Origin of the sequence: Clostridium thailandense (assembly GCF_019207025.1) — a bacterium.
GTDB classification, from domain to species: Bacteria; Bacillota; Clostridia; order Clostridiales; family Clostridiaceae; genus Clostridium_AM; species Clostridium_AM thailandense.
In genome coordinates this window covers 1-23,416 of the sequence record NZ_JAEEGC010000113.1, presented here as the reverse complement: position 1 = coordinate 23,416, position 23,416 = coordinate 1, and the positions used below count along the sequence as shown (strand labels likewise).

25 protein-coding genes and 1 pseudogene are annotated in these 23,416 nt (G+C 31.4%); 22 read left to right on the top strand and 4 right to left on the bottom strand.

Going from position 1 to position 23,416, the window contains the following annotated elements; translation table 11 throughout:
* Positions 1 to 349: 349 nt before the first annotated feature.
* The 3 genes and pseudogenes from I6U48_RS19965 to I6U48_RS19955 all read left to right on the top strand — a co-directional run bounded on the left by I6U48_RS19965 (position 350) and on the right by I6U48_RS19955 (position 2,355).
* Positions 350 to 1,714, top strand: coding sequence for a sigma-54 interaction domain-containing protein (locus tag I6U48_RS19965; RefSeq protein ID WP_218322239.1), 1,365 nt, complete (start codon positions 350 to 352; stop codon positions 1,712 to 1,714).
* A 115-nt stretch (positions 1,715 to 1,829) separates the two neighbouring features.
* Positions 1,830 to 1,934: pseudogene (locus I6U48_RS19960) on the top strand (threonine/serine exporter family protein); the annotation flags it as partial.
* The gene (locus I6U48_RS19955; protein ID WP_246615468.1) at positions 1,921 to 2,355 is read left to right on the top strand and encodes a threonine/serine exporter family protein; all 435 of its coding nucleotides are present in this window, start codon (positions 1,921 to 1,923) and stop codon (positions 2,353 to 2,355) included. The pseudogene I6U48_RS19960 and the gene I6U48_RS19955, both read left to right, overlap by 14 nt.
* 147 nt (positions 2,356 to 2,502) lie before the next feature.
* On the opposite strand, the gene I6U48_RS19950 is transcribed toward I6U48_RS19955, so the two are convergent.
* The gene (locus tag I6U48_RS19950; protein ID WP_218322237.1) at positions 2,503 to 3,573 is read right to left on the bottom strand and encodes a M20 family metallopeptidase; all 1,071 of its coding nucleotides are present in this window, start codon (positions 3,571 to 3,573) and stop codon (positions 2,503 to 2,505) included.
* A 142-nt stretch (positions 3,574 to 3,715) separates the two neighbouring features.
* Between I6U48_RS19950 and I6U48_RS19945 the strand changes: the two genes are divergently transcribed.
* The 3 genes from I6U48_RS19945 (at position 3,716) to I6U48_RS19935 (ending at position 7,901) form a co-directional block, all read left to right on the top strand.
* A complete protein-coding gene (locus tag I6U48_RS19945; RefSeq protein WP_218322240.1) occupies positions 3,716 to 5,743 on the top strand; it encodes a sigma-54 interaction domain-containing protein in 2,028 nt (675 codons plus the stop codon).
* 134 nt (positions 5,744 to 5,877) lie between these two features.
* The gene (locus I6U48_RS19940) at positions 5,878 to 6,609 is read left to right on the top strand and encodes a gamma-glutamyl-gamma-aminobutyrate hydrolase family protein (RefSeq protein WP_218322236.1); all 732 of its coding nucleotides are present in this window, start codon (positions 5,878 to 5,880) and stop codon (positions 6,607 to 6,609) included.
* A complete protein-coding gene (locus tag I6U48_RS19935; protein ID WP_218322235.1) occupies positions 6,609 to 7,901 on the top strand; it encodes an APC family permease in 1,293 nt (430 codons plus the stop codon). The genes I6U48_RS19940 and I6U48_RS19935 overlap by 1 nt, the downstream gene beginning before the upstream one ends.
* A 97-nt stretch (positions 7,902 to 7,998) precedes the next feature.
* Here the strand turns inward: I6U48_RS19935 and I6U48_RS19930 are convergent, their stop codons facing one another.
* Positions 7,999 to 8,733, bottom strand: coding sequence for a hypothetical protein (locus I6U48_RS19930; RefSeq protein WP_218322234.1), 735 nt, complete (start codon positions 8,731 to 8,733; stop codon positions 7,999 to 8,001).
* 279 nt (positions 8,734 to 9,012) lie between these two features.
* Between I6U48_RS19930 and nifS the strand changes: the two genes are divergently transcribed.
* From nifS to I6U48_RS19915, 3 genes are all read left to right on the top strand, one after another.
* Positions 9,013 to 10,164: a cysteine desulfurase NifS gene (nifS, locus tag I6U48_RS19925; protein WP_218322233.1), complete on the top strand. Its 1,152-nt coding sequence runs from the start codon at positions 9,013 to 9,015 to the stop codon at positions 10,162 to 10,164.
* Between the two features lie 24 nt (positions 10,165 to 10,188).
* Positions 10,189 to 11,265, top strand: a complete 1,077-nt coding sequence (mnmA, locus tag I6U48_RS19920; protein ID WP_218322232.1) for a tRNA 2-thiouridine(34) synthase MnmA — start codon at positions 10,189 to 10,191, stop codon at positions 11,263 to 11,265.
* Positions 11,266 to 11,606: 341 nt separating this feature from the next.
* Positions 11,607 to 11,990, top strand: coding sequence for a YbgA family protein (locus I6U48_RS19915; protein ID WP_218322231.1), 384 nt, complete (start codon positions 11,607 to 11,609; stop codon positions 11,988 to 11,990).
* 43 nt (positions 11,991 to 12,033) lie between these two features.
* On the opposite strand, the gene I6U48_RS19910 is transcribed toward I6U48_RS19915, so the two are convergent.
* On the bottom strand, positions 12,034 to 12,690 hold the full coding sequence (locus I6U48_RS19910; protein ID WP_218322230.1) for a hypothetical protein: 657 nt from the start codon (positions 12,688 to 12,690) through the stop codon (positions 12,034 to 12,036).
* Positions 12,691 to 12,942: 252 nt separating this feature from the next.
* Here I6U48_RS19910 and I6U48_RS19905 point away from each other — a divergent pair, with 252 nt between their 5' ends.
* Positions 12,943 to 13,509 carry an NUDIX hydrolase gene (locus tag I6U48_RS19905; protein ID WP_218322229.1) on the top strand — a complete coding sequence of 189 codons (567 nt, stop codon included), beginning with the start codon at positions 12,943 to 12,945 and terminating at the stop codon, positions 13,507 to 13,509.
* 293 nt (positions 13,510 to 13,802) lie between these two features.
* On the opposite strand, the gene I6U48_RS19900 is transcribed toward I6U48_RS19905, so the two are convergent.
* On the bottom strand, positions 13,803 to 14,435 hold the full coding sequence (locus I6U48_RS19900; RefSeq protein ID WP_218322228.1) for a DUF4397 domain-containing protein: 633 nt from the start codon (positions 14,433 to 14,435) through the stop codon (positions 13,803 to 13,805).
* 210 nt (positions 14,436 to 14,645) lie between these two features.
* On the opposite strand from I6U48_RS19900, the gene I6U48_RS19895 reads away from it, so the two are divergent.
* From I6U48_RS19895 to I6U48_RS19840, 12 genes are all read left to right on the top strand, one after another.
* Positions 14,646 to 14,882 carry a FeoA family protein gene (locus I6U48_RS19895; protein ID WP_218322227.1) on the top strand — a complete coding sequence of 79 codons (237 nt, stop codon included), beginning with the start codon at positions 14,646 to 14,648 and terminating at the stop codon, positions 14,880 to 14,882.
* 45 nt (positions 14,883 to 14,927) lie between these two features.
* Positions 14,928 to 15,161, top strand: coding sequence for a FeoA family protein (locus I6U48_RS19890; protein ID WP_218322226.1), 234 nt, complete (start codon positions 14,928 to 14,930; stop codon positions 15,159 to 15,161).
* A gap of 26 nt (positions 15,162 to 15,187) precedes the next feature.
* Positions 15,188 to 17,233 carry a ferrous iron transport protein B gene (gene feoB / locus I6U48_RS19885; RefSeq protein ID WP_218322225.1) on the top strand — a complete coding sequence of 682 codons (2,046 nt, stop codon included), beginning with the start codon at positions 15,188 to 15,190 and terminating at the stop codon, positions 17,231 to 17,233.
* An 86-nt stretch (positions 17,234 to 17,319) separates the two neighbouring features.
* On the top strand, positions 17,320 to 17,631 hold the full coding sequence (locus I6U48_RS19880; protein ID WP_218322224.1) for a DUF2325 domain-containing protein: 312 nt from the start codon (positions 17,320 to 17,322) through the stop codon (positions 17,629 to 17,631).
* Complete coding sequence (locus I6U48_RS19875; RefSeq protein WP_218322223.1) at positions 17,609 to 18,283, top strand: HD-GYP domain-containing protein; 675 nt, start codon at positions 17,609 to 17,611, stop codon at positions 18,281 to 18,283. The genes I6U48_RS19880 and I6U48_RS19875 overlap by 23 nt, the downstream gene beginning before the upstream one ends.
* Positions 18,238 to 18,699, top strand: a complete 462-nt coding sequence (locus tag I6U48_RS19870; protein WP_218322222.1) for a Fur family transcriptional regulator — start codon at positions 18,238 to 18,240, stop codon at positions 18,697 to 18,699. Before I6U48_RS19875 ends, I6U48_RS19870 begins: the two co-directional genes overlap by 46 nt.
* Before the next feature lie 26 nt (positions 18,700 to 18,725).
* Complete coding sequence (locus I6U48_RS19865) at positions 18,726 to 19,748, top strand: methyl-accepting chemotaxis protein (RefSeq protein ID WP_218322221.1); 1,023 nt, start codon at positions 18,726 to 18,728, stop codon at positions 19,746 to 19,748.
* A gap of 19 nt (positions 19,749 to 19,767) precedes the next feature.
* Positions 19,768 to 20,049, top strand: coding sequence for a helix-turn-helix domain-containing protein (locus I6U48_RS19860; protein WP_218322220.1), 282 nt, complete (start codon positions 19,768 to 19,770; stop codon positions 20,047 to 20,049).
* A gap of 87 nt (positions 20,050 to 20,136) precedes the next feature.
* Positions 20,137 to 20,823, top strand: a complete 687-nt coding sequence (locus I6U48_RS19855) for a response regulator transcription factor (protein ID WP_218322219.1) — start codon at positions 20,137 to 20,139, stop codon at positions 20,821 to 20,823.
* Positions 20,816 to 22,105 carry a sensor histidine kinase gene (locus I6U48_RS19850; RefSeq protein WP_218322218.1) on the top strand — a complete coding sequence of 430 codons (1,290 nt, stop codon included), beginning with the start codon at positions 20,816 to 20,818 and terminating at the stop codon, positions 22,103 to 22,105. Before I6U48_RS19855 ends, I6U48_RS19850 begins: the two co-directional genes overlap by 8 nt.
* Positions 22,106 to 22,568: 463 nt before the next feature.
* Positions 22,569 to 22,754, top strand: a complete 186-nt coding sequence (locus I6U48_RS19845; protein ID WP_218322217.1) for a DUF6440 family protein — start codon at positions 22,569 to 22,571, stop codon at positions 22,752 to 22,754.
* A gap of 90 nt (positions 22,755 to 22,844) precedes the next feature.
* A complete protein-coding gene (locus I6U48_RS19840) occupies positions 22,845 to 23,255 on the top strand; it encodes a 3-hydroxyacyl-ACP dehydratase FabZ family protein (protein WP_218322216.1) in 411 nt (136 codons plus the stop codon).
* The last annotated feature ends 161 nt before the right edge of the window (positions 23,256 to 23,416 follow it).

Here is a 23,416-nt window from a genome sequence, read left to right as displayed (position 1 = left end):
TGACAAAAAGTTTTTATAGTGCTGAAGCTTGGAAACATCTCCCGGAGCATAAGTCTACTTTCTGCCTTGGGTATCTATAAGGGAGTATTAAATAAAATTTTACATTAACTAAATCCTTAAATATAAATGAATTGAACTTTTTTATTTTCCGCATTTTAATATATAAAATCAACTTTCCACCGTGGTTATCTACGTACCCTAGGTGTATAGATAAGCTTCTCAATTTCTTTGTCAATAATATTTTTAAAATTGGAAGACTATATAAATTTATGATAAAATAAAAATTAAATTTAAGAATGTTTCTTTAAATTAGGAGCTAGATATAAGATAATAAATTGGGGTGACTAAAATGTTGGAAAGCTACATAAAGCAAATATTAAGTTTATATAATTACATAGATGCAATAGTAATGATAGATAATAATGGAGTAATAAAGTATTTAGATAATTTTAGAACAGACATTTATAACCTCTATGCTGAAGAAGTCATAGGAAAATATATTTGGGACATATATCCTAATTTAAATGAAGTCAATAGTAGTCTATTAAGGGTATTAAAAAGTGGCAAGGCTATCCTTAATGAAAAACAACAACTTATAAATTATAAAGGCATTGAAATTCATGCAGTGAATTCAACATTTCCAATAAAATCTGGTAATAAAATAATTGGTGTTGTTGAAGTGTCTGCTTACATTGATTACGAAAAACAAAGACGGGATATAACATTGCAATTAAAAGAAAGAAACGAGGATAAAAGTAAAAATTACAATATAGATGATATAGTTACCAATGATAACAAGATGTTAGATATAAAGAAAAAAATATTAAAGATATCAGAATCTGATTCATCGGTTTTAATTTATGGACATACAGGGACAGGAAAAGAAATGATAGCTCAATCGATACATAGAAATAGTTATAGAGCAGATAAGCCTTTTATATCGCAGAACTGTGCAGCTATTCCATCAATACTTCTTGAAAGTATTTTGTTTGGCACAGTAAAGGACAGTTATACTGGTGCAGAAAATAGAAAAGGATTATTCGAAACTGCAGACGGGGGTACTCTTTTCCTTGATGAAATAAATTCCATGGAAATGTTTATGCAGGCAAAGCTTTTAAAATCAATTGAAAATCAGGAAATAAGAAGGGTTGGATCAGCAGAAAGTATAAAGGTGGATGTCAGGATAATTTCAGCAGTTAATGAACCGCCTTTGGAGGCTATTTATGAAAATAGACTTAGAGAAGATCTTTTTTACAGAATTGGAGTTGTTCAAATAAATTTACCTGATTTAAAAGATAGAAAAAAGGATATTGAACTTTTATTGGAGCATTTTATAAAAGGTTATAATGATAAGATGAAAAAAGCTATTAAAGGAATTGATGAATCTGTTAGAAAGATACTTAAAAATTATAAGTGGCCGGGAAATGTAAGGGAGCTGAAGAACGTTATAGAATTTGCTTTTAACTTAACGTATAAAGATATAATAACAGTAGAAGATTTACCTGATTATATTTTCTCTGTAAAAAGCAATAATAAGACACCCGAATTTGAAATAGGAAATAAAGAATTAACGGAGCTTATTCAAGATTATGAAAAGAACATTATCGAATATGCCATAGAGAGCACTAGAAGTATAACGAAAGCAGCTCAAATGCTCAAGATATCAAGACAATCGCTTAATTATAAAATATCAAAATATAATATAAATAGATAAGCAAAAAATTTTTCGCTTTTCTATGATTTATTCAGCGCAATAGCCCCATACTAAGAAATCTGTTTATGTGATATAATAGTGCTGAAACTTGATTAAAGCATAAAAGGAGTAAGGTATGGAAGCTAAACAGGTTTTAGAAATTTCTCTTTCAGCTGGGCAAATACTTTTAAGTAATGGTGCAGAGTCTTACAGAGTTGAAGAGACAATTGAAAGAAAGTGTATTCCCAGTTATTCTTTTTAATATTGACAGGAAAAAAATAATATGGACAGGCATTTGCGGAGCCATTGGATGGATGGCATATCTTTTGGTATATAATTATGCACACAGTTCAGTTTCAGCATCTTTTACAGGGGCATTTATTGTGAGCATATATAGTGAATTGATGGCAAAAAAACTTAAAACTCCTGCCATACAATTCTCGATACCAGGAATATTTCCCTTAGTACCTGGTATAACAGCATATAACACCATAAATAGCATAGTGGAGCAGAATTATTCTTTAGCATACTCTAAAGGTATGGAGACTGTGGCTGTAGGAGGGGCAATTGCCTTTGGAATAATGCTTTCCTCTACAACTTTTAGATTTATATTAAAGCTAATGAAAAATACAAGTCATAAAGAAAAGCAATATAATAGGTAGTATAGGTATCTACGACCGACACTTAACTTATGCTTCGGGATATATTGGCATTCTTCCGGCACAATAAATATTTTTGATAAGTCTACTTTCGGCCGTGGTTATCTATAAGTGCTGCAACCTCTAGTTTTATGTTATATATCTGAAAATTTATAAATTGGAATTTAAGTTTAGTATAAAATCTATAAGTATTTTCTCATAGGCATAAACTGAATCAACTATTACAAATTCATCATCACCATGCCAGTTTTGTCCTGTAGGCCCAAATTCTACAGATGGTATATTATATTTTGAATAAAACTTAGTATCTGCAGAGCCGTGTTGGCCGAATATTTTAGCGGTGCAATTGGTTATGTTATCTATTGACTGACTTAACTTTACTACATATGAGTCATCAACTTTAGTTTTTACAGCATCGCCTTCAGCGTGAATATTTACTTTGACGCCAGCTGCTTTCTCAATTTGTTTTATTATTTTCTGAGGCTCCTGATCGGGAAGAAATCTTATGTCAAGACACATTTTACAATAATCAGGTACTTTATTATAAACATCTCCACCTTCAATTTTTGATAAATTAATAGAAGGAGAACTATAAAGTTCTGAATTTTCTTTAGTGAAGGGTAGATTTGTAATTGCTTTAAAGGCTTCGTGAGCTTTAAGTATAGCGTTATCTCCTTGCCAAGGTCTGCTGCCGTGGGCGGATTTTCCAATGAATTCTAAATAAACTTGTAATATACCTTTTGCCTGTACCCCTATACCTAATTGAGTAGGTTCTCCACAGATTACAAAATCCCCTTTATAATCATTATCAACTAAATATTTTGAGCAATTAAAGCCCCCAATTTCTTCATCTGTAACTAATTGAATCTGCACCTTGCAATCTAAATTTTCAGCTTTAAGTTTTAATATTGAAGAAAGCATAGCAGCAGCTCCTGATTTCATATCAGCACTACCTCTTCCGTATAGTTTTCCATCCTCAATGTAAGGTGTAAATTGATCAGCTTTTCCAGCGACAATGTCTAAGTGTCCATTCAATATTATTTTCTTATTTCCACTTCCGATATTACATACTAAAGTTTTAAATCCATTGTTTACGATTATTTCTGATTTTAATCCATTAGAGGATAATATACCTTGACAGAAATCTATAGCTTTATTTGCACCTTCTAAGTTAGAGCTATCAATTTTAATAAGTTTTTTTGTAATTTCTATACAGTCCATTTGAAAAACCTCCTAGTTATATTTGTGATAAATATAATAAAGCAAGAAATATACCAATTTAATTATAATAAGTTTTTCATTGATAAATTATCAGGTTTTAGTTAAAGTTTTATATAGAAAATATTTTGGAGGTAGTGGGTTGATGAAAACCATAGCAGTAGTAACAAATAGTAATTCAAGGTTAGCAAAATTTTTAAAAAACAATTTACAAAGTATTTTTAAGGGGCTTGCAAAGGTAAATAATTATTATATAGATGAGCTGAAAAAGGATTCCGCAATTGAAGAAGATGTAGTTCTTTTTATGATAAAAGAAAAGGCTTTAGAGTGTGAAAAATATGTATTAAACAGAAAAAATATAGTAATAATAGAAAGAACTCTAAAGGACAGCGAAATATACAAATTATTTACGCTTCCAAAGAATACTAGGGCGTTAGTTGTTAATGACAATAAGGAGACTACTTTAGAGACAGTATCTTTGCTTTACCAGATAGGGATAAGCAATTTAGAACTTATTCCCTATGACCCCAGCAAAGAATATGAGGATATTAAAATCGCAATAACTCCAGATGAGCAAGAAGAGGTACCAAAGTATATAGAAACCATAATAAATGTTGGCAATAGGTGTATAGATACTAGTACATTTATAAAAATAGCAAGTAAACTAGACATAGAAGACAAGAGGCTGAGTGAGAGAATTATAAATTATTCTGAAAGCATTATAAATTTAAACAATGGTATAAAAGAAAATTACAAGCAGCTCTTTGTTAAAAATGAAGAATTAGATATTATAATTAATTCTTCAAAAGATGGATTTCTGTTTATAGATAATGAAGAAAACATATCCTTCTGCAATAATACTTTTAAAAACATATTTGGTATAAGAGAAGATATTAAGGATAAAAAAATTGAAAGTGTACTTGATAAAGAAGTGGTAGAATTACTAAAAAAAGAAAACCTTAAGGATGAAATATTAGAATTAAAGGGCATATATATAAACATTAATAAACAGGCTATAAAATCTCTTGGTCAAAATATTGGTTTTTGTTTTAACATGCAGGAAGTAACATATATCAAGCAACTAGAACAAAATCTAAGTAAAAAGCTTAGGCATAATGGACTTGTAGCTAAGTATAATTTTGATGAGATGATTACTAATTCTGTAAGAATGAAGGAATGTATAAATCTTGCTAAAAGAATTGCTTGTTCAGACCTAACAGTACTAATTACAGGGGAAAGTGGAACTGGTAAGGAGGTTTTGGCTCAGTCTATTCATAATGCATCTAATAGGGCTAAACAACCATTTGTTGCTATAAACTGTGCAGCACTTCCAGAAAGCTTGCTGGAAAGTGAATTGTTTGGTTATGAAGGAGGAGCTTTTACTGGAGCTCTAAAGGAAGGGAAGATAGGACTGTTTGAACAGGCACATAATGGTACAATTTTTCTAGATGAAATAGGGGACATGCCGCTGTCACTTCAAACCAGAATGCTTAGGGTAATTCAAGAGAGGCAGGTTATGAGAATAGGTTCTCAAAGCGTTGTAGATATTAATGTAAGAATAATTTCTGCTACACATAGGAACTTAATGCAGATGATAGGGGAAGGCAAGTTCAGAGAAGATTTATTTTATAGACTAAATGTACTACCTATAAATATTCCACCTCTTAGAGATAGAAAAGAAGATATTATATTATTTTTAGAAAGCTATTTAAACTCAAGACAAAATTTAAAGATTTCAGGAGAAGTAAAAGAATTGCTGTTAAATTATAGCTGGCCAGGTAACGTTAGAGAACTTAAGAATGCGGCGGATTATATTGAACTTATGAGTGAAGAAAAGATTAGAATTGAAAATATACCCTTCTACATTTTAAATTATAGTGTGGATTATAAAAGAGAATATCAGTACGTAAAAGATAAATGTGAGCTTAAGAATGCTCTAGAAATATTAGAAATTATTGAAGAAAAAAATTCAAGGAATATGGGAGTAGGAAGAAAAAATATTGAAGAGACTTTAAAGAGTAGATATATAAATATTACTGAAGCAGAGGTGAGGAGAATACTAACTCTTCTTAATGAGTTAGATATAATCACATCAAGCGTAGGAAGAAGGGGTAGTGAACTAACCATAAAGGGAAAAAAATTTATAAATTGGATAAAAAATAGGATGAATTAACAACCTATTTAACCAATAAAAAAGAGGGAAAATACTGATTTTTTCCTCTTTTTTAATAGGTATTTAAATTTCAAATTGTTTGGCATATAAATTGCTTGTTAAAACTAATAAGAAGTTACATTGGAGGGACAGAAATGAATAAACCGCTAATTGGAATTATAGGAAATTTACTAATTGACCAAGGAGGAATGTTTCCAGGCTATGAAAGAGCCTATGTAAACAATGATTATGTACAAAGCGTGGCTATGGCTGGAGGTATTCCCTTTATACTTCCTTTAATAACAGATTATGAAACTATAAAGAAGCAAATAGAAACTGTAGATGCTTTAATAATCTCTGGAGGATATGATGTAAATCCTTTAATATATGGTGAAGAACCAATAGAGCAGCAAGGATTTTTGTGTCCAGAAAGAGACGAATATGATATTAAAGTCATTAAAATTGCATTAGAGCTAAAAAAACCAATACTTGGTGTGTGCAGGGGGCTCCAAATATTAAATGCCGCACTTGGAGGAACTTTGCATCAAGATACATCTATGATTGAAGAGAGTTATATAAAGCATCATCAAAGCTCAAGGCCAGATGTATCAAGTCACACTGTAAATGTAGTGAAAGGGACTAAACTATATGATATATTAGGTGAAAAAGTTTTTACAAATAGTTTTCATCATCAAGCAATTAAAGAACTTGCTTCTGGTTTTAAAATTTCGGCAAAAGCAAAGGATGGGGTTATAGAAGCAATAGAAAAAGAGGAGGGTTTTATAATAGGTGTACAATGGCATCCAGAAATGATGGCCAGTAAAGATTCTAAGATGCTTGATTTATTTAAAGAATTAATAAAACAATGTAATAAGGAGGAAAAATAATGGGGGACAAGAAGAAACTAGGACTTTTGAGCATAATATTACTTGGAATTAATGGAGTTATAGGTACAGGTATATTTTTACTTCCAGGTAAAGCTATGAAACTTATGGGACCAGGAAGTATTTGGGTTTACTTTTTTGACATGTTACTCGTTATGGCTATGACATTATGCTTTGCAGAAGTTGCAGGTATATTTAATAAAAATGGAGGACCTTATATTTATGCGAAGGAAGCTTTTGGAGAATTTGTAGGTTTTGAAGTAGGGATTATGAAGTTAGCTATAGGTATAATAGCCTGGGCTACTTTTGCAGTAGGTTTCACTACTGTATTGGCTTCTATATGGCCTGCAGTAGCCAACACTTCAGTTAAAAGTATAATACAGATAAGTATAATTTTAGGATTAGCAATTATAAATATTTTAGGTGTCAGTTTTGCAAAATATTTAAATAATATAATGACTATAGGTAAGCTTGTACCTTTAGTGTTTTTTATAGCAGCTGGTATTTTCTTTGTAAAAGGAGGAAACTTTACACCTATGTTTCCAACTGAAGTAACTACATCAAGTTTTGCTTCTACGGCAATACTAATATTCTTTGCTTTTACTGGTTTTGAGGCTATAGCAGTAGCAGCAGAAGATATGGAGAATCCGAAAAAAAACTTACCCTTAGCAATTTTAATAACTATGGTTTTAGTATCTATAATTTATATATTAGTTCAAGTAGTAGCTATAGGAACATTAGGAGCTAAGCTTGCAGCTAGTACTACTCCTGTAGCAGATTCAGCAAATACATTCCTTGGAGGTTTTGGCGGACTTTTGGTTACAATTGGTACTTTAGTATCCATAGGTGGTATAAATATAGCAGAATCTTTTATTATTCCAAGGTCTGCTGTAGCTTTAGCTGATGATGGACTTTTACCTAGAAGCATTGCTAAGAAAAATAAAGCAGGTACCCCTTATATAGCAATTATAGTAACTGCAGTTTTAACCATTCCCATAGCTTTATCAGGAAGCTTTACTCAACTTGCAGCAATAAGTGCAATTTCAAGATTTACACAATATATACCAACTTGTCTTGCTGTTATAGTCTTAAGAAAAAGAAATCTGAAATCTACTTTTACAGTACCTTTTGGACCAGTTCTTCCTATATTATCTGTAGGTGTTAGCTGCTGGCTTCTAACTCAAGCTACTAAAGTACAGGTCACATGGGGGCTTGGCGCGTTAGTTATAGGAGTTCCTCTATACTTTATAATGAAAAAAGGCGGTAAATCAGTAGAAAATAATAAATCTTGTTAATAAAATTGGGCTGTCGCACTATTTTGGATCTCCACATAGTGCAACAGCCCAATTTTTACTTTAATCTGAAATAAAATAATAGAGTTAAAATTCATATTTATTGTAGTTTTGATATATCAAGAGCCTTATTAACAGCGAGTTTCCAGTTATCAACAGCATTTTTTGCATTACCGACATCAGCTATAGTTACGTTAGTTGTTTGGTTTTGAATTATAGCTGCTGATAAATTTGCTCGAGCTCTTTCGTAATCATTTACAGCATTTCCACCGGCAGTGGTACCATTAATAGTGGTTCCATCAGTAGCGCCACCAGTAGCACCACCAGTTACTAGATTTCCAGAAGCTGTTCCATTTGCACGTCCACCACCGGTACCACTTATCGTGCCGCTGGTAACACTTCCCTTAGAGCCGCCATTAGTACCATGTATATTAGTATTATTATCTGTGCCACTAGTATTCTCACCAGGAGTACTAATAGCAGCTCCTCCCATATTTGAGCCAATAGCAGTTCCAGCGTTTCCTGTTGAGGTTTGGGTATTAGAAGTTATTTCTTTTCCATGAGTATCGAGAGTTTTTAAAATGACATTAGAAATTCTTCCGCCTGTAATTGTAACTACAGCCGCTTCAGTACCAGTTGCGGTTTTATTTCCTTCACCAATATAAACTCCATCTTTATATGTTGTAGTAGTTTGTGGATTGCTGCCTTGATTTAGACCAATATTTGCACCACCTTGGTTAACCGATGGGTTCCTAAAGGAAGTATTTCTATTTCCGCAGGCAGATAAAGAACATGTTACTAATGTCATTGCGACGATGCTTGCTACTTTTTTCATAGTTACCTCCTAAAATTCTACCATGTATAATAAATTACATTTCAAAAGTTGAAAATAGAAAAATTTCACCTAAAACCTTATACTACGAGATAAGATATTAATAATTAGGATATCCTACATAAAGAAAAATTATGCTTTTACAGTATATTGTTACGATAAGCAAATATAAGTTGTAAGCTTACAATATTGACAAATGGTACATTTAAAAATAGAATAAGTATATCATAGTAAATTACTCAGGATTTTATTAGCTTAAAATATTTACAAGGAGAGATATAAATGGAAAGAGAAATATATATGGATTATGCAGCTACTACCTTTATTAAACCAGAGGTTTTAGAAGAAATGAATCCATATTTTACTCAGTACTTTGGCAATCCATCTTCAATTTATCATATATCAAGAAAAACAAAGGGTGCTATTGATATGGCTAGAGATAGAATTGCTAGTTCTATAAATTCTAGAAATGATGAAATATACTTTACAAGTGGAGGATCAGAGGCTGATAATTGGGCAATAAAGGGAATTGCTTTTGCTAATAGAGAAAAAGGTAATCATATAATTACCAGTTGCATTGAACATCATGCTGTTTTACATACTTGCAACTATTTAGAGGAGCAAGGTTTTGAGGTTACTTATCTACCAGTTGATGAATATGGATTTATTAAAATAGATGACTTAAAAGAGGCAATAACAGATAAAACTATACTTGTGTCTATAATGTTTGCAAATAATGAAATAGGAACTATTGAACCTATAAAAGAAATAGGTGAAATATGTAAACAAAGAGGGGTATTTTTTCATACTGATGCAGTACAGGCAATAGGAAATATTCCAATAGACGTAAAGGATATGAATATAGATTTGTTGTCAATGGCATCGCATAAATTTTATGGTCCTAAGGGAATGGGAGCACTTTATATTAGAAAAGGTATAAAGATTCACAATTTAATACATGGTGGTGCTCAGGAGAGAGCACGAAGAGCTGGTACTGAAAATGTTGCAGGCATTGTGGGTATGGGAAAAGCAATAGAATTAGCAGTTCAAAATATTGAAAGTGAGAGCAAGAGGTTAATCTTCCTAAGAGATAAACTTATAAATGGACTATTAAAGATAACCGGAGTAAAATTAAATGGAGCTTCAGGAGATAAAAGATTACCTGGCAATATAAATGTAAGCTTTGAAGGCATAGATGGAGAAGTGCTTCTAATGTCACTTGACAATCTAGGAATATGTGCTTCTAGTGGAAGTGCTTGTTCAGCTGGTGCCATAGAGCCATCTCAAGTGCTGCTTTCTATAGGTATATCGAAAGAAATGGCTAAAGGAGCGCTTAGACTAACATTAGGTTCAGAAACTACAGAGGAAGAAATAGATTGCTTGCTTGAAGTAATGCCAGGTATTATAAATAGAATTAGAAAAAATTATACTTAATATTTTAAAGAATAGGTGATGAACATGAAGAAAAAAGTTGTAGTAGGAATGAGCGGTGGAGTTGATAGCTCTGTTACAGCATATCTTTTAAAGGAACAAGGATACGATGTAATAGGTGTTACAATGCAGGTGTGGCAGGAAGATGAAGAATATGAAGCCGCAGAAGGAGGCTGTTGCTCACTAAGTGCAGTAGAAGATGCAAGAAGGGTAGCATACAAATTAGATATTCCTTTCTATGTAATGAATTTTAAGGATATATTTAAAAAGAACGTTATAGACTATTTTATAGATGAGTATATGGAAGGAAGAACTCCAAATCCATGTGTTGCGTGTAATAAATATATAAAATTTGATGCACTATTAAAAAAAGCTATGGATTTAGGTGCCGAATATGTTGCGACTGGTCATTATGCTAGTATAGAAAAAGTAGGTGATAGATACTTACTTAGAAGGTCAGAAGATGATAGAAAAGATCAAACTTATGCTTTATATAATTTAACGCAGTTTCAATTAGCTCATACACTGATGCCTTGTGGAGTATATAAGAAAGACAAAATAAGGGAAATAGCAAAAGAAATAGGATTGCTTGTGCATAATAAAAAAGATAGTGAAGAAATATGTTTTATACCTGATAACGACCATGGTTCTTATATAAAGAAACAAGTGCCAGACAAAGTAAGAGAAGGGAATTTTGTAGACAAACAAGGCAGTATTCTAGGTAAACATAAAGGAATAGTGTATTATACAATAGGGCAAAGAAAAGGTTTAGGAATAGCTTTAGGTAGACCTGTATTTGTTACGGATATAAATCCACTTACTAATACCGTTGTACTTGGCAGCGAAGAGGATATTTTTAAAACGGAATTAATAGCAAAGAATATGAACTTTATATCTTTTGATAAGCTTGAGGAAACTATGGAAGTTGAGGCTAAAGTAAGATATTCTGCAAAACCAGGGAGAGCATGGATAACTCCACTTGAAGATGGAAGAGTAAAGGTTAAGTTTGAAAATAAGCAGCGTGCAATTACAAAAGGACAGTCAGTAGTATTTTATGATAAAGAATACTTAGTTGGTGGTGGAATCATAGACGAAATATTATAGGGTTGCACGGCCGAAAATTAACTTGTAAAAAATACTTATTGGTAACAGTTATCACAAGTTAAATATTTTTTAGAGGACAGAAGACAATTGACAAAGGACAGTGAAGAAGGATTTTTCTCCGCTGCACTACGAAAAATCTTTAATTTAAAGGAAACTCCTGCTCGCTTGTTTCGCAGGACTACTTTCTGAGTGTCTGAATAAGCGATGTTTTACACTCACAAAACAAGCATAAAAAAGTAAATTAGTTTTCTGACGTAAGTAAGAAAACTCACCTTCACTGTCCTCTAGAAATATATTTATATTTACAAAGTTTTATACAAGGTTGAGAGGTATATTATGCTATGATAGATAAAGCTGAAAGAAAGCGTATAGAAGAAGAATGGGCAAAGTATAAATACTGTATAATGGAAAGATCATATAAATTTTATAAGGAAATTAGCAAAAGCTTGTCCCATAGCAATATTTCATATGAACAATTTATTGGACAAATAAACCAATTCATGAGTATCAAAACAGATAAGAGCCAAATCCTCAATACAATTTATCATGTATGGGGTTACTTTAAAAAAATAGCATCTGAGGAAGAAAAAAAACAAGTACTTATTCTTATAAATAAATATAAAAATAATCAGTGCAGTGAAAGAGAAATTAAAACTTTATTATATCAGTATGCATTAAAATATAACGTAACATATTTAATAAATAGTTATTATTTTAATAAGTAAGATAATTTTGATAGCTTACTGCTTATATTTAGTATTAAATCAACTATTGCTTTATTATATATCCATTAACTTTTACTTTACCCATATCATTTACTCTTTTCAGATAATCACTGTCACTTTCCCCGTTATTACGAGGTATGTATACATCAAGTCTATGTATTGTATTAAAATTGTTTCCGCCTCTATCAGATACTGTTAAAGTGCCAAACTCACTGGTATGAATTTCTGTTCCGAGAGGAAGAACGTTATTTGCAACCATTCCTGGAGTTAGCTTTTGGCCTAGACAGTTAATGCCTCTATATCCGCCGTTTTCCTCTGCAAGGCTGGTGTAAAAAGTTAGGACAATGTCTATTTCATACCCTAAATTACTTCCACGTGATAGTTGATTGCTATCTTGGTTTTTATTAGAGTTAGCCGGGACTTTATCTTCTTGAATGGTTTTATTAGTTGTACACGGCTGTTTTAACTGCTTGGTATTTTTATTTGAAATTGGTTGCTGTTTTGAAGGACTATTTTCTATGTTTCTGTTTTTAGGGAATTCGTCTTTATGTTCAATATTTTTGGAACCAAATAGAAGTACCATAGTTTTATTTTTACTATTGATATATAGTTTAGACACATCTGTGTTTGCATATGCTAGCATTACAATATCTACTATGAGCATAATTGTTAATATCATTTTCTTAACATTTGTTCTCAATATAAACATCCTTTCCTTAAGTTACTTTATTATATTATTATGGACGGAATTCTAAAAATATAACCTAAAATAGTATTCCAATTTAATTAGTATAAAGTGAAAGCTTGAATCGGATGGGGTTCCGTCTAGGAAACATATCCTGGAGCATAAGTTAAGTGTCTATAATGATGCTGAGTTCAAAAGTTTTACTTTAAAAAACATGATGTGAGAATTAAAATATAATAATATTAAGTATAGAAAGTGGGAGATAAAATGCATTGGATACAATCAATAAAGGAATATAATCCTTATAATGAACAGGAGGAAAAAGATAAAGAGATAATTTTACGCTGTGTAGATATGTTTGATGATGTTTTAACTAGACAGAATGAAATTGCTCATATGACAAGTTCAGCCTTTGTATTAAATAAATCAAAAGATAAAGTATTAATGGTACATCATAATATATACAATTCGTGGGCATGGACGGGCGGACATGCAGATGGCGAGGAGGATTTATTAGCGGTTGCACTTAGAGAGGTGATGGAAGAAACAGGAGTAAAGAACATTAGTCCTATTACTTCTGATATTTTCTCGTTAGATATATTGCCAGTACTAGGGCATATAAAAAAGGGAAAGTATGTGTCCGCACATTTACATTTGTCAGTTGCTTATTTAGCTGTTGTTGATGAAAATGAAACACTTGTAGTTAAAGCTGATGAAAACAGTGGTGTTAAATGGATACCTATAGATGAAGTAAATACATATTCTAATGAACCTCATATGCGAAAGATATATCAAAAACTAATATCAAAAATTAAAAATTGCAATAATATATAAACTGAGATTTATAGACATCTACGGCCGACACTTAACTCATACTCCGGCATATGTTGCCAAACTTCAGCACTATGAAAACTTTTAATTATTCTACAGCTCAGCATTTTGAAAATCTAAGAACCATTGATAAACTCGTACCTCAAACATATCAAAGACTCTAAGATTTTCTAAAATACTGAGCTAAGGTTGACTAAAAAGTTTTTATATGTGCTTTCAGTTTTGGAAACATATCCCTGCGTATAAGTTAATTTTCTGGTCTTGAATCCTATAATTCTCATAGTATAAGTTAAATGTTATCTAGGCTCAGAAATCAACATAGTTTCTAAAGGAGATACTCCGAGGGCATAGATACTATAATACTTATTGGATTCTAGTTGAGCATTTGAAATAGTCGATAATAGATTTTCAGTTCCAGCGGCATATACCCGGAAAGTATATTCACCAGCAGGAATGCAAGCATACATCGTATAATCTTTGTAATTAATATTGCTAAATATTTTTACACCATTAACGGTTAGATCAAGAGCTTGTTCAGTAGGAGAGAGATTAATAAACCTAATGCAGGGACGTCCAAAGTTTTGAGGACCGTTTGGTTCTGGAATGCCATAAAAGCTTATATTCGGCAATAGTCCAATAATAGCTATATTAAAAACATTACCTGGAGGTATAAATACCTTTGCATCTATTAAAGGGTTTGTCTTTTGCCCTGCGTAGTAGACTTTCATGTTATAATTCCCAGAGGGAAAAGTGCTATAAGGAGAAAAACTTTTGTAAGTGAGATTTTGTGCAATAAGGGTATTATTAGCATACACGTCTACTGCGGGGGTATTAGGTGAAGCTTGTAATATTCTAATGTAAGAATTTGAATTATCCATTTTTTCTTGACGCCATTCATTATTCATATCTGAATAAGGACAATAAACCATAAATATTTAGCTCCTATATATTTTTTAACTAGTATTATTTTATGATGATAATCTTAATATATGAATATTTAATGCAGAAATTGTAAGTTTATATTAGCATTATAGGAAATTTTAATAAAAATACTTGCAATTTAGCAAACATGTATTATAATATAAAGCAGAGGACAAATGAGAATGAATATCAATATCAAATAAGCAAGGAGTGAAATTATGTCAAGTTTAATAAGATTGCATGAGGCAGAAATTAATTCAAAAGTTAAGGTGGTACAAATAGATCCACAGAGCAGACTAAGAAAAAGGATAATGGATATGGGAATAACAAAAGGCACTGAAATTATAGTAGAAGGAAAGGCACCTATGGGTGATCCAATAGAATTTCAAATTAGAGGGTATAATTTGAGTCTCAGAAAGAGCGAGGCTAAAGATGTTATTGTAGAGGTAATATAACTATGAGGTTAAATAGTATTCTATGTTGAAAGGAGGAATTTAAGCATGAGCAGTATATATATTCCTTTAAATGCTATGGAAATTGGTAAGTATGCAGAGGTAAATAACATAGAAGGTGGAGAGCTTATGGGAAAAAAGCTTATGGAAATGGGAGTTAATAAAGGAGCAGTAGTTGAAATAGTGCGAAATGATGCAGGACCTCTAATTATAAAAGTTGGAGAAACTCGTTTGGTATTAGGAAGAGGAATGGCTCAAAAAGTTATGGTGAGAGAAGTTTAAATAGTGTAAGGAAGGTAGGAAATAAGATGGATAAAGAATTAATAATAGCCTTAGCTGGTAACCCTAACTGTGGAAAAACCAGTTTATTTAATGCATTGACTGGTTCAAAACAACATGTAGGTAATTGGCCGGGTGTAACTGTTGAAAAGAAAGAAGGCAAGTTAAAATTTGAAGGTAGAAATATAACAATAGTGGACTTGCCAGGAACATATAGTTTAGGAGCTTATTCGGAAGATGAGGTTGTGGCACGTGATTTTATATTAAAGGACAAACCGGATGTGGTAATTAATGTAATCGATGCTAGTAATATCGAAAGAAATCTATATTTAACAATGCAGCTTTTAGAAACAGGTGCAAAGGTTATTTTGGCACTTAATATGATAGATGAAGCTAAAAATAAAAACATACAAATAAATATAGATAAGTTATCAAAGCTTTTAGGTATACCTGTTGTTACTACTATAGCCACTAAAGGTGAAGGTATAAATGAACTTGTAAAGAAAGCAGTAGCGCTAGAAAATGAAAAGAAAAATAATGTATATAAGATTGATTATGGAAAAGATATAGAAAAAGAGGCTGAAGTCCTTGAAAAAGCACTTTTGGAGAGCGCTGCAACATTAGAATATCCAGCTTCTTGGACAGCAATAAAGCTTTTGGAGAATGATGAATATATAAAAAGACATATAGAAGAAAAAGAAGACAATAAGAACATAAACAGTGAAATACAAAAAAGTGTAGAAAAACTCATAACAATAATAGGATATGAACCAGACACCTTTATAATAGATAAAAGATATGAAATAATAAGTGAAGTAATACAGGAAAGTGTTAAAAAGCAAACAGTTAGAATAGAGAGTACTTCGGATAAAATAGATAAGTGGGTTACACATAAGTGGCTTGGAATACCAATATTTGCAGCAATAATGTTTGTAATGTATCAAGTAAGCATGACCTTTGGTAATGGATTTTTAGGCGGAAAAGTAGATGATGCTTTTAGTACATTAAGTGATTGGGCAGGAACTACACTAACCAATGTGGGGACTCCAGAACTGTTAAAATCTTTTGTAACGGATGGACTAATAGGCGGGCTTGGATCAGTAATTGTTTTTATACCTATGATTTTTACTATGTACTTTTTTATAGCCATACTGGAAGACAGTGGTTACATGGCAAGAGCTGCATATGTAATGGATAGACTAATGAATTCCATAGGTCTCCATGGAAAAACTGCTGTGTCTCTCATAATATCTGGAGGATGTAATGTAGCAGGAATAATGTCTACAAGAACTTTAGATAGCAAAAAGGATAGAATGGTAGCTATACTTATAAATCCATTTGTATCTTGTTCAGCAAGGTTGCCAGTTTATGCATTATTTGCAGGTGCATTCTTTTCAGGCAAAAAATTAGGAATTTTTGATCAAGGTGGAATAGTAATATTTTCTCTTTATGCACTTGGAATTATAGTAGCAATATTAGTAGGAAAGTTTTTCAGTGAAAAAGTATTTAAGGGAGAAGAGTCTTATTTTATATTAGAACTTCCACCTTACCGTATACCAACAGCCAAAAGTATATTCATACACATGTGGGAAAAATCTCAACATTTTATAAAAAAGATGAGTACCATTATCTTAGGCTTAGTTATAATTGTTTGGGTTCTTTCAAATTTACCAACTGGAGTAGAGCCAGGAAGTCATAATAGTTTAATTGGAATTATAGGTTCATTTATGGCTCCGATATTTAAGCCAGCAGGCTTTGGAACATGGCAGGCAGCAGTATCACTTATTACTGGTATTGGAGCTAAAGAAGCAGTGGTAAGCACACTTGGAACAGTATATGGAGTTGGAGATGATAGCCTTATAACAACTATTCAACAGGTATTTACACCTTTATCAGCTTTAGCATTTATGGTAATGTCTCTTCTATATTGTCCTTGTGCAGCTACTATAGGAGCGATAAAAAGAGAAACAAACTCAAAAAAATGGGCTTTTGCTGCAGTAGTATACACTTGTGTAATTGGATGGATAGCAGGAGTTCTAGTATATCAAATAGGAAAACTTTTAGGCTTTAATTAATAAAAAATAGAGATAAGTGTAGTTGTGAATTGATAATGAATGCCAATATCAATTGAAAATAAATTATAAAAGAAAGGAGAAGTCTTATGAGTATTTTGCTGGTGGGAGGAGATAGACTTGGCAATATAAGAGAAAAACTAATAGAAAGTGGCTTTAAGAATATAGAGCATGTTAGCGGTAGAAAAAATAGTGATAAAAAAATAAAAATACCTGAGAAAACGGATTTAGTATTGGTATTGGTAGATTATGTAGGTCATACTTTAACAGAGTTTGTAAAAAAAGAATCAAAACGTACAGGCACAAAGATTGCCTTTTCTAAACGTTCATGGACACATATGGAAAAGACTATACAAGAGTACATTAAGGAGATATCTTATGCTAGGAAAGATCTTATTTAGGCTTAGAGAGAGTGAAATTTATCATGATATAATTGACAGTTTGGTAACAGCTCTTGAGGCTAAAGATTACTATACAAGAGGACATTCAGAGAGAGTTGCAGCTATGGCTTATGAGATATCTAGGAAAATGGGAATAAGAGGGATAGAATTAGAAAATATTCATATAGCAGCGCATCTGCATGATATAGGAAAAATTGGAGTGCCTGATAAAGTTTTAAATAAGAATGGCAAACTTCTATCGCATGAATGGGAATATATGAAAATGCATCCTGAGATAGGATTTGACATTTTAAGTAAATCTAAAAAATTGAAACGTATAAGTAAAATAGTTCTTTATCACCATGAAAGGTGGGATGGAAAAGGTTATCCTAGAGGAATTGCTGGAACGGATATACCAATAGGATCTAGAATAATTGCAGTATGCGATTCAATAGATGCAATGACATCTGACAGGCCATATAGAGAAGCTATGAGTTTTGAAAGTTGTATAAATGAAATATTTATGAACAAGAGCTTTATGTTTGATCCTGTAATTGTTGAGTATATTGAAGAAAACTTAGAATTTATGAGAAATGTAATAAATCTACAAAAGGATGCTGAGAAAAAATGGTTAACGAAGTCAACGACATCGATTATATTAGAGAGAAGTTAGAATACAAAGGATATAAATTTACTAAACAAAGATTTTATATAGTTGAGGCAATTTACAAAAATAATAAGCATATGAATGCTGATGAAATATATGATAAGGTAAAAAGTAGGAATATAGGTCTTAGTACTGTATATAGGAACCTTATAATTTTAGAAGAAGTTGGCGTTTTAAAAAAGATAAATATAACCAATATTAGTTACTATGAATTAGCTATCATGGAAAAATACAAGGTCAATATACACGCTAGATGCATCAAATGTAATAAAATTATGGATATAAAAGAAGAAGATATATCAGAAGATTATGAGAAGTTAATAACAAAGTTGACAGAAAAGAATAAAATTCTAGTTCAAAGCACCAGTATTGTGTTATCAGGGTTATGTAGTGAATGCAAAACGAAGCTAAAAATGAAATAGTGTTATGTTAAGTAGAGGTGAGATTATTGAAGGGGATTTTAAACAAAATTAGTAAAAGAATAGTTAGTACTATGAGTGAGAGTGATATTGAAAAAATTAGTGATAGAGATACATCCGTATTAAGTCTTGCAGGAGAAGTTAGAAAAGTATCAGTTAATATTACAGAAAATACTTCTGTTGTAAAGAATCTGATTGATGAGATAGAAAATTCGGCAAATAATAATTTAAGTATATCTGAAAAGTTAACAGAAGAGATATCTACAATATCTACAAAAGCAGAGGAAATGAACTCTTCTATTAAAGAAATTGAAAAGTTTACATCTTTTATAGCTGAAAAAGCACTGGAGACCTCATTGTATACTGAAGTGATTAGTGATAAATCAAAAAAAATAAAAGATGAAGCCTTAAAGTCAATACAGAATTCTAAACAAGTGGTAGAAAAGGTTAGATTAGAGCTAAATGAAGCTATAAAAGATTCTAAGGAAGTTGAAAAGATATACGATTTTTCATCAGATATAATCAGAATAACAAAACAAACGAATCTTTTAGCACTTAATGCATCTATTGAGGCAGCAAGAGCAGGTGAAGCTGGTAAAGGCTTTACTGTAGTAGCAGGAGAGGTTAGGAAACTGGCTGAGGAATCTGAGAAAATAGTAAAAAACATGAATGTAATAATTAACAATGTAAGTTCTTCTGTTAAAAGATTGAATCAATGTTCTTATGAAGCAATTAATTATTTATCAGGCATTATAAATGATGATTGCGATAAACTTGTAAATGTATGTAATGAGTACGATAATGATGCAATAAACTTTAAGAATATAATGAACAAGGTAACTAACTCTACAGAAGAAATAAGTACATCAATAGAAGGTTTGACTGAGGTTATTGATGGTGTTTCAAGTACCATCAATAAGTCTTCAAATAATGTTACTGAGATGTCTTTTGATATTTTAAATACTGTAGACAAGGTGTACAAGGTTAAAGAAAGAATGGATGAAGATATAGAATGTGTTCAAAAATTACACTACTTGATTAAAGAATTTTAATAAAGAAGAGGTGACTAAAATGTTAATGAAAATATTGAGAAGATTAGCTCAAGGCGGTATGTATTCAAATAAGATAGTGTCAAAAGAATTAGGGATTGATGAAGGAATAATAGAACAAATGATAATTCAACTTAAGCAGTTAGGCTATATAGAAAAAGAAAAGCTGAAGGATTGTTCTTCTGGCTATGGTTGTAACAGCAGCAGCTGTTCATCAAAAAATAATAGTTGTTGCAGTAACCATAATATTGACATAAATATATGGAAAGTCACAGAGAAGGGAAGGAAAGCTATAGCTGGATAATATTTTTAAATTGCATGAATTGTTTATTATAACAAAGCAAACAATAATAAGGATTAAATAAAAACTATAGTAATGAAGGGATTACCTATGAAAATACTTATTATAGAAGATGATAAATTAATAGTGCAATCAATTAAAAGCATTCTTAAAGAGCATTACAGCATTGATGCCTCTTATGATGGTGAAGAAGGTCTTTTTATGGCAAGGCAAAATATATACGATTTGTTAATACTTGATGTTATGCTCCCTTCTTTAAATGGATATGAGATACTAAAGATATTGAGAAAAGAGCACATAGATACTCCAACATTATTTCTCACTGCAAAAGATTCTGTAGAGGATAAGGTAAAGGGATTAAAAATAGGTGCTGATGATTATATTGTAAAACCCTTTCATATAGAAGAACTTAAAGTAAGGATTGAAGCATTGCTTAGAAGAACAGGTTCATTATGCTCACCGGATATATTAATGTATAAAGAAATTGAACTTAATATAAAGAATAGAGAGATATATATAAAAGGAGAAAAATTAAATATTCAAGTTAAGTTGTTTGACCTTTTAGATTACTTAATTAGCAATAAAGAAGCTATTTTAACAAAAGAACAAATATTTGATAGAGTTTGGGGATTTGAATCGGATACAACTATAAATATTGTAGAAGTATACATGCATAAGCTTAGAAAAATACTAGCTGGCTATGATTGTGATAAATATGTAAAAACAATAAGGGGTATTGGCTATATGCTTAAAGCAGGTGAAGACAAAAATGTTTAAAAAGCAGAGACTTAAATTAGTATTGTTAAATACAGCAGTATTCTTTTCACTTTTTATATTATTTAGTACAGTTGTATATTTCTATACTAAATTTACTTTATATAATGGAGTGGATGAAGCAATATTAGCCTCTAAAAAAAAGATTGAAAATAGACTGAAAGAATCTGCTGCAAAATTTCCATATTTAAACTTCCGTGACATTCAAATTAAAGAAAATAAATCTGGAAATGAAATATTTCGCTCGATTCCTTCATTAGATCCCCGAATAATACCTATCTTAAGAGATGAAAAAGGGAACATTCTTTTTCATTCTCAGCTGTCAGTTTTCTATCAAAATAACCTAGATAATATTAAGCCGGAAAAAATAGACGAACTTTATAATATTAAATTTAACCAATTTCATTTTAGAACATTGGCTTTTAGTGCTGAGCTAAATAATAAAACTATTATGATACAACTTTTAAGAAATACAAATTCTGAGAAGGAATTATTAGATAATTTATTAAAGATTATAATAGTTGGTGGAATTATAGTGTTTGTAGTTTCCATAGGAGCGGGTATATTGCTGGCTCAAAGGACTATGATACCAATAGTTGATGCATGGAAAAGACAGAGACAATTTGTTGAGAATGCTTCACATGAGCTTAGAACTCCTTTAACAGTAATACAGTCTCAATTAGAACTAATTCTTAAGAATCCAGATTCTAATGTAATGTCCAATGCAAGTTATCTAGGAACAGCTCTTTCAGAAACAAGACGGTTATCAAAACTTACATCCAATTTACTTACGCTTGCAAGATCTGACTCTAATACAATTGAAATCGAAAAAAAGCCTACAAATATTTGTGATTTGATAAACAAAATAATAGAACCATACATAGAAATTGCAGATCTAGAAGATAAGTGCTTGAAACTAAAGTGTTCTGAAAGCTTAGTTGTGAATTGTGACGAAGAAAGAATATCACAGCTTATAATTATACTTCTAGACAATGCTCTGAAATATACAAACCATGGAGACAACATTGATATTGAACTTAAACAGGAGGAAACTAGGTGCAGTATAAGAGTAATAGATACGGGTATAGGTGTAAAAGAGGAAGAAAAGGAATTAATATTTGAAAGGTTTTATAGAGGAGACAAGAGCAGAACAAGATTGACTGGTGGAACGGGTTTAGGATTGTCTATTGCAAAATGGATAGTAGACAGTCATGGTGGCTTGATAAAAGCTATGCCAAATCAACCTAAAGGTACAATAATTAAAGTATCCTTACCTATTGAGTGAAAAAATTAAGTATAGGTGTCCACGGCCGAAAGTAGACTTATGCTCCGGGAGATGTTTCCAAGCTTCAGCACAATAAAAACTTTTTGTCAATCTAAAGCTCAACATTTTGAAAATCTAAGAATCATTTATAAACTCGTACCTCAAACATATAAATAATTCTAAGATTTTCTAAAATGTTTCGCTAAGATTGACTAAAAAGTTTTTATATGTGACTTTCAGCTTTGGAAACATCTCCCTGCGTATAAGTCTACTTTCTGGTTTGGTTATCTATATAGATCGTTAACTCTATAAGTGGACTTATCCAATTTGTCAATATATCCCGGAGCATAAGTTAAGTGTCGACCGTGGGTATCTATAAGAACAGGTATTAAAATATATAAAGTTTATTTGTTAAGGTGTAAGGTATATAATATTAAGTAAACATATGTTAATTTAACGAAAAAATTTGGTAGAGGTGAAGAAAATGTTTGGTAAAAATTCTGATGACAGATTTGAAGTCAGCCATAAAGAAGGGACAATGGCTGGGTTTAAAGTAATTGTTGATAAAAAAACAGGAGTTAACTATTTGTTTACTTGGGATGGGTATGCTGGTGGGCTTACTGTATTATTAGATAAAGAAGGAAAGCCTGTTGTTACAGATGCAGAATAAACATATAAAGTGTTAAAGATATGATGTTTTATAAATTGTGCTAAGAATTAAGAATAAATAAGAAGCGTGTTATTTAGGAGGAAATATTTTATGAGTGATATTGAAGCGTTAATTCCTCATAGACACCCATTTCTATTTGTTGATGAAATATTATCGGCAGATGAAGATAAAACTATAGGTATTAAAACTTATGATGAATCTTTTGCTTTTTTTCAAGAGTGTATGCCTAAGCAAAAAATAGTGCCTAATGTTATACTTATTGAATCAATGGGGCAATGTGGTGGTGCAGGAATAAAGAAATCGGGAATAGGCAGCGATGCATTGTATGGGTTTGCAGTTATGGAAAATGTTCGATTTTTTGATACTGTTAAATTTGGAGAAACAGTTAGAATGATTATAAAAAATATAAACATATCAAATAGAGCCATAAAACAATCAGGTACTGCTTTATGTAATGACAAAGTTGTTGCAGAAGCAACTTGGATGTGTGCAAGACTTTAGAGGTATAATTAAAAATTTATGGATAACCACGGAGTATAAGTCTACTTTACTCCGAGGGTACCTACACTGATAGACATATCTTTATTTGAGATTATTGAAATTCAATTTAGAGATATGTCTTTCTTTATTATTATAGGGTTACACGGCCGAAAATTAACTTA

Excerpts from the sequence above, each read along its gene's own strand:
- I6U48_RS19965 (WP_218322239.1), top strand. The coding sequence starts at position 350 with ATGTTGGAAAGCTACATAAAGCAAATATTAAGTTTATATAATTACATA.
- I6U48_RS19950 (WP_218322237.1), bottom strand. The coding sequence starts at position 3,573 with ATGGACTGTATAGAAATTACAAAAAAACTTATTAAAATTGATAGCTCT.
- I6U48_RS19945 (WP_218322240.1), top strand. The coding sequence starts at position 3,716 with ATGAAAACCATAGCAGTAGTAACAAATAGTAATTCAAGGTTAGCAAAA.
- I6U48_RS19940 (WP_218322236.1), top strand. The coding sequence starts at position 5,878 with ATGAATAAACCGCTAATTGGAATTATAGGAAATTTACTAATTGACCAA.
- I6U48_RS19935 (WP_218322235.1), top strand. The coding sequence starts at position 6,609 with ATGGGGGACAAGAAGAAACTAGGACTTTTGAGCATAATATTACTTGGA.
- I6U48_RS19930 (WP_218322234.1), bottom strand. The coding sequence starts at position 8,733 with ATGAAAAAAGTAGCAAGCATCGTCGCAATGACATTAGTAACATGTTCT.
- nifS (WP_218322233.1), top strand. The coding sequence starts at position 9,013 with ATGGAAAGAGAAATATATATGGATTATGCAGCTACTACCTTTATTAAA.
- mnmA (WP_218322232.1), top strand. The coding sequence starts at position 10,189 with ATGAAGAAAAAAGTTGTAGTAGGAATGAGCGGTGGAGTTGATAGCTCT.
- I6U48_RS19915 (WP_218322231.1), top strand. The coding sequence starts at position 11,607 with ATGATAGATAAAGCTGAAAGAAAGCGTATAGAAGAAGAATGGGCAAAG.
- I6U48_RS19905 (WP_218322229.1), top strand. The coding sequence starts at position 12,943 with ATGCATTGGATACAATCAATAAAGGAATATAATCCTTATAATGAACAG.
- I6U48_RS19900 (WP_218322228.1), bottom strand. The coding sequence starts at position 14,435 with ATGGTTTATTGTCCTTATTCAGATATGAATAATGAATGGCGTCAAGAA.
- I6U48_RS19895 (WP_218322227.1), top strand. The coding sequence starts at position 14,646 with ATGTCAAGTTTAATAAGATTGCATGAGGCAGAAATTAATTCAAAAGTT.
- I6U48_RS19890 (WP_218322226.1), top strand. The coding sequence starts at position 14,928 with ATGAGCAGTATATATATTCCTTTAAATGCTATGGAAATTGGTAAGTAT.
- feoB (WP_218322225.1), top strand. The coding sequence starts at position 15,188 with ATGGATAAAGAATTAATAATAGCCTTAGCTGGTAACCCTAACTGTGGA.
- I6U48_RS19880 (WP_218322224.1), top strand. The coding sequence starts at position 17,320 with ATGAGTATTTTGCTGGTGGGAGGAGATAGACTTGGCAATATAAGAGAA.
- I6U48_RS19875 (WP_218322223.1), top strand. The coding sequence starts at position 17,609 with ATGCTAGGAAAGATCTTATTTAGGCTTAGAGAGAGTGAAATTTATCAT.
- I6U48_RS19870 (WP_218322222.1), top strand. The coding sequence starts at position 18,238 with ATGGTTAACGAAGTCAACGACATCGATTATATTAGAGAGAAGTTAGAA.
- I6U48_RS19860 (WP_218322220.1), top strand. The coding sequence starts at position 19,768 with ATGTTAATGAAAATATTGAGAAGATTAGCTCAAGGCGGTATGTATTCA.
- I6U48_RS19855 (WP_218322219.1), top strand. The coding sequence starts at position 20,137 with ATGAAAATACTTATTATAGAAGATGATAAATTAATAGTGCAATCAATT.
- I6U48_RS19850 (WP_218322218.1), top strand. The coding sequence starts at position 20,816 with ATGTTTAAAAAGCAGAGACTTAAATTAGTATTGTTAAATACAGCAGTA.
- I6U48_RS19845 (WP_218322217.1), top strand. The coding sequence starts at position 22,569 with ATGTTTGGTAAAAATTCTGATGACAGATTTGAAGTCAGCCATAAAGAA.
- I6U48_RS19840 (WP_218322216.1), top strand. The coding sequence starts at position 22,845 with ATGAGTGATATTGAAGCGTTAATTCCTCATAGACACCCATTTCTATTT.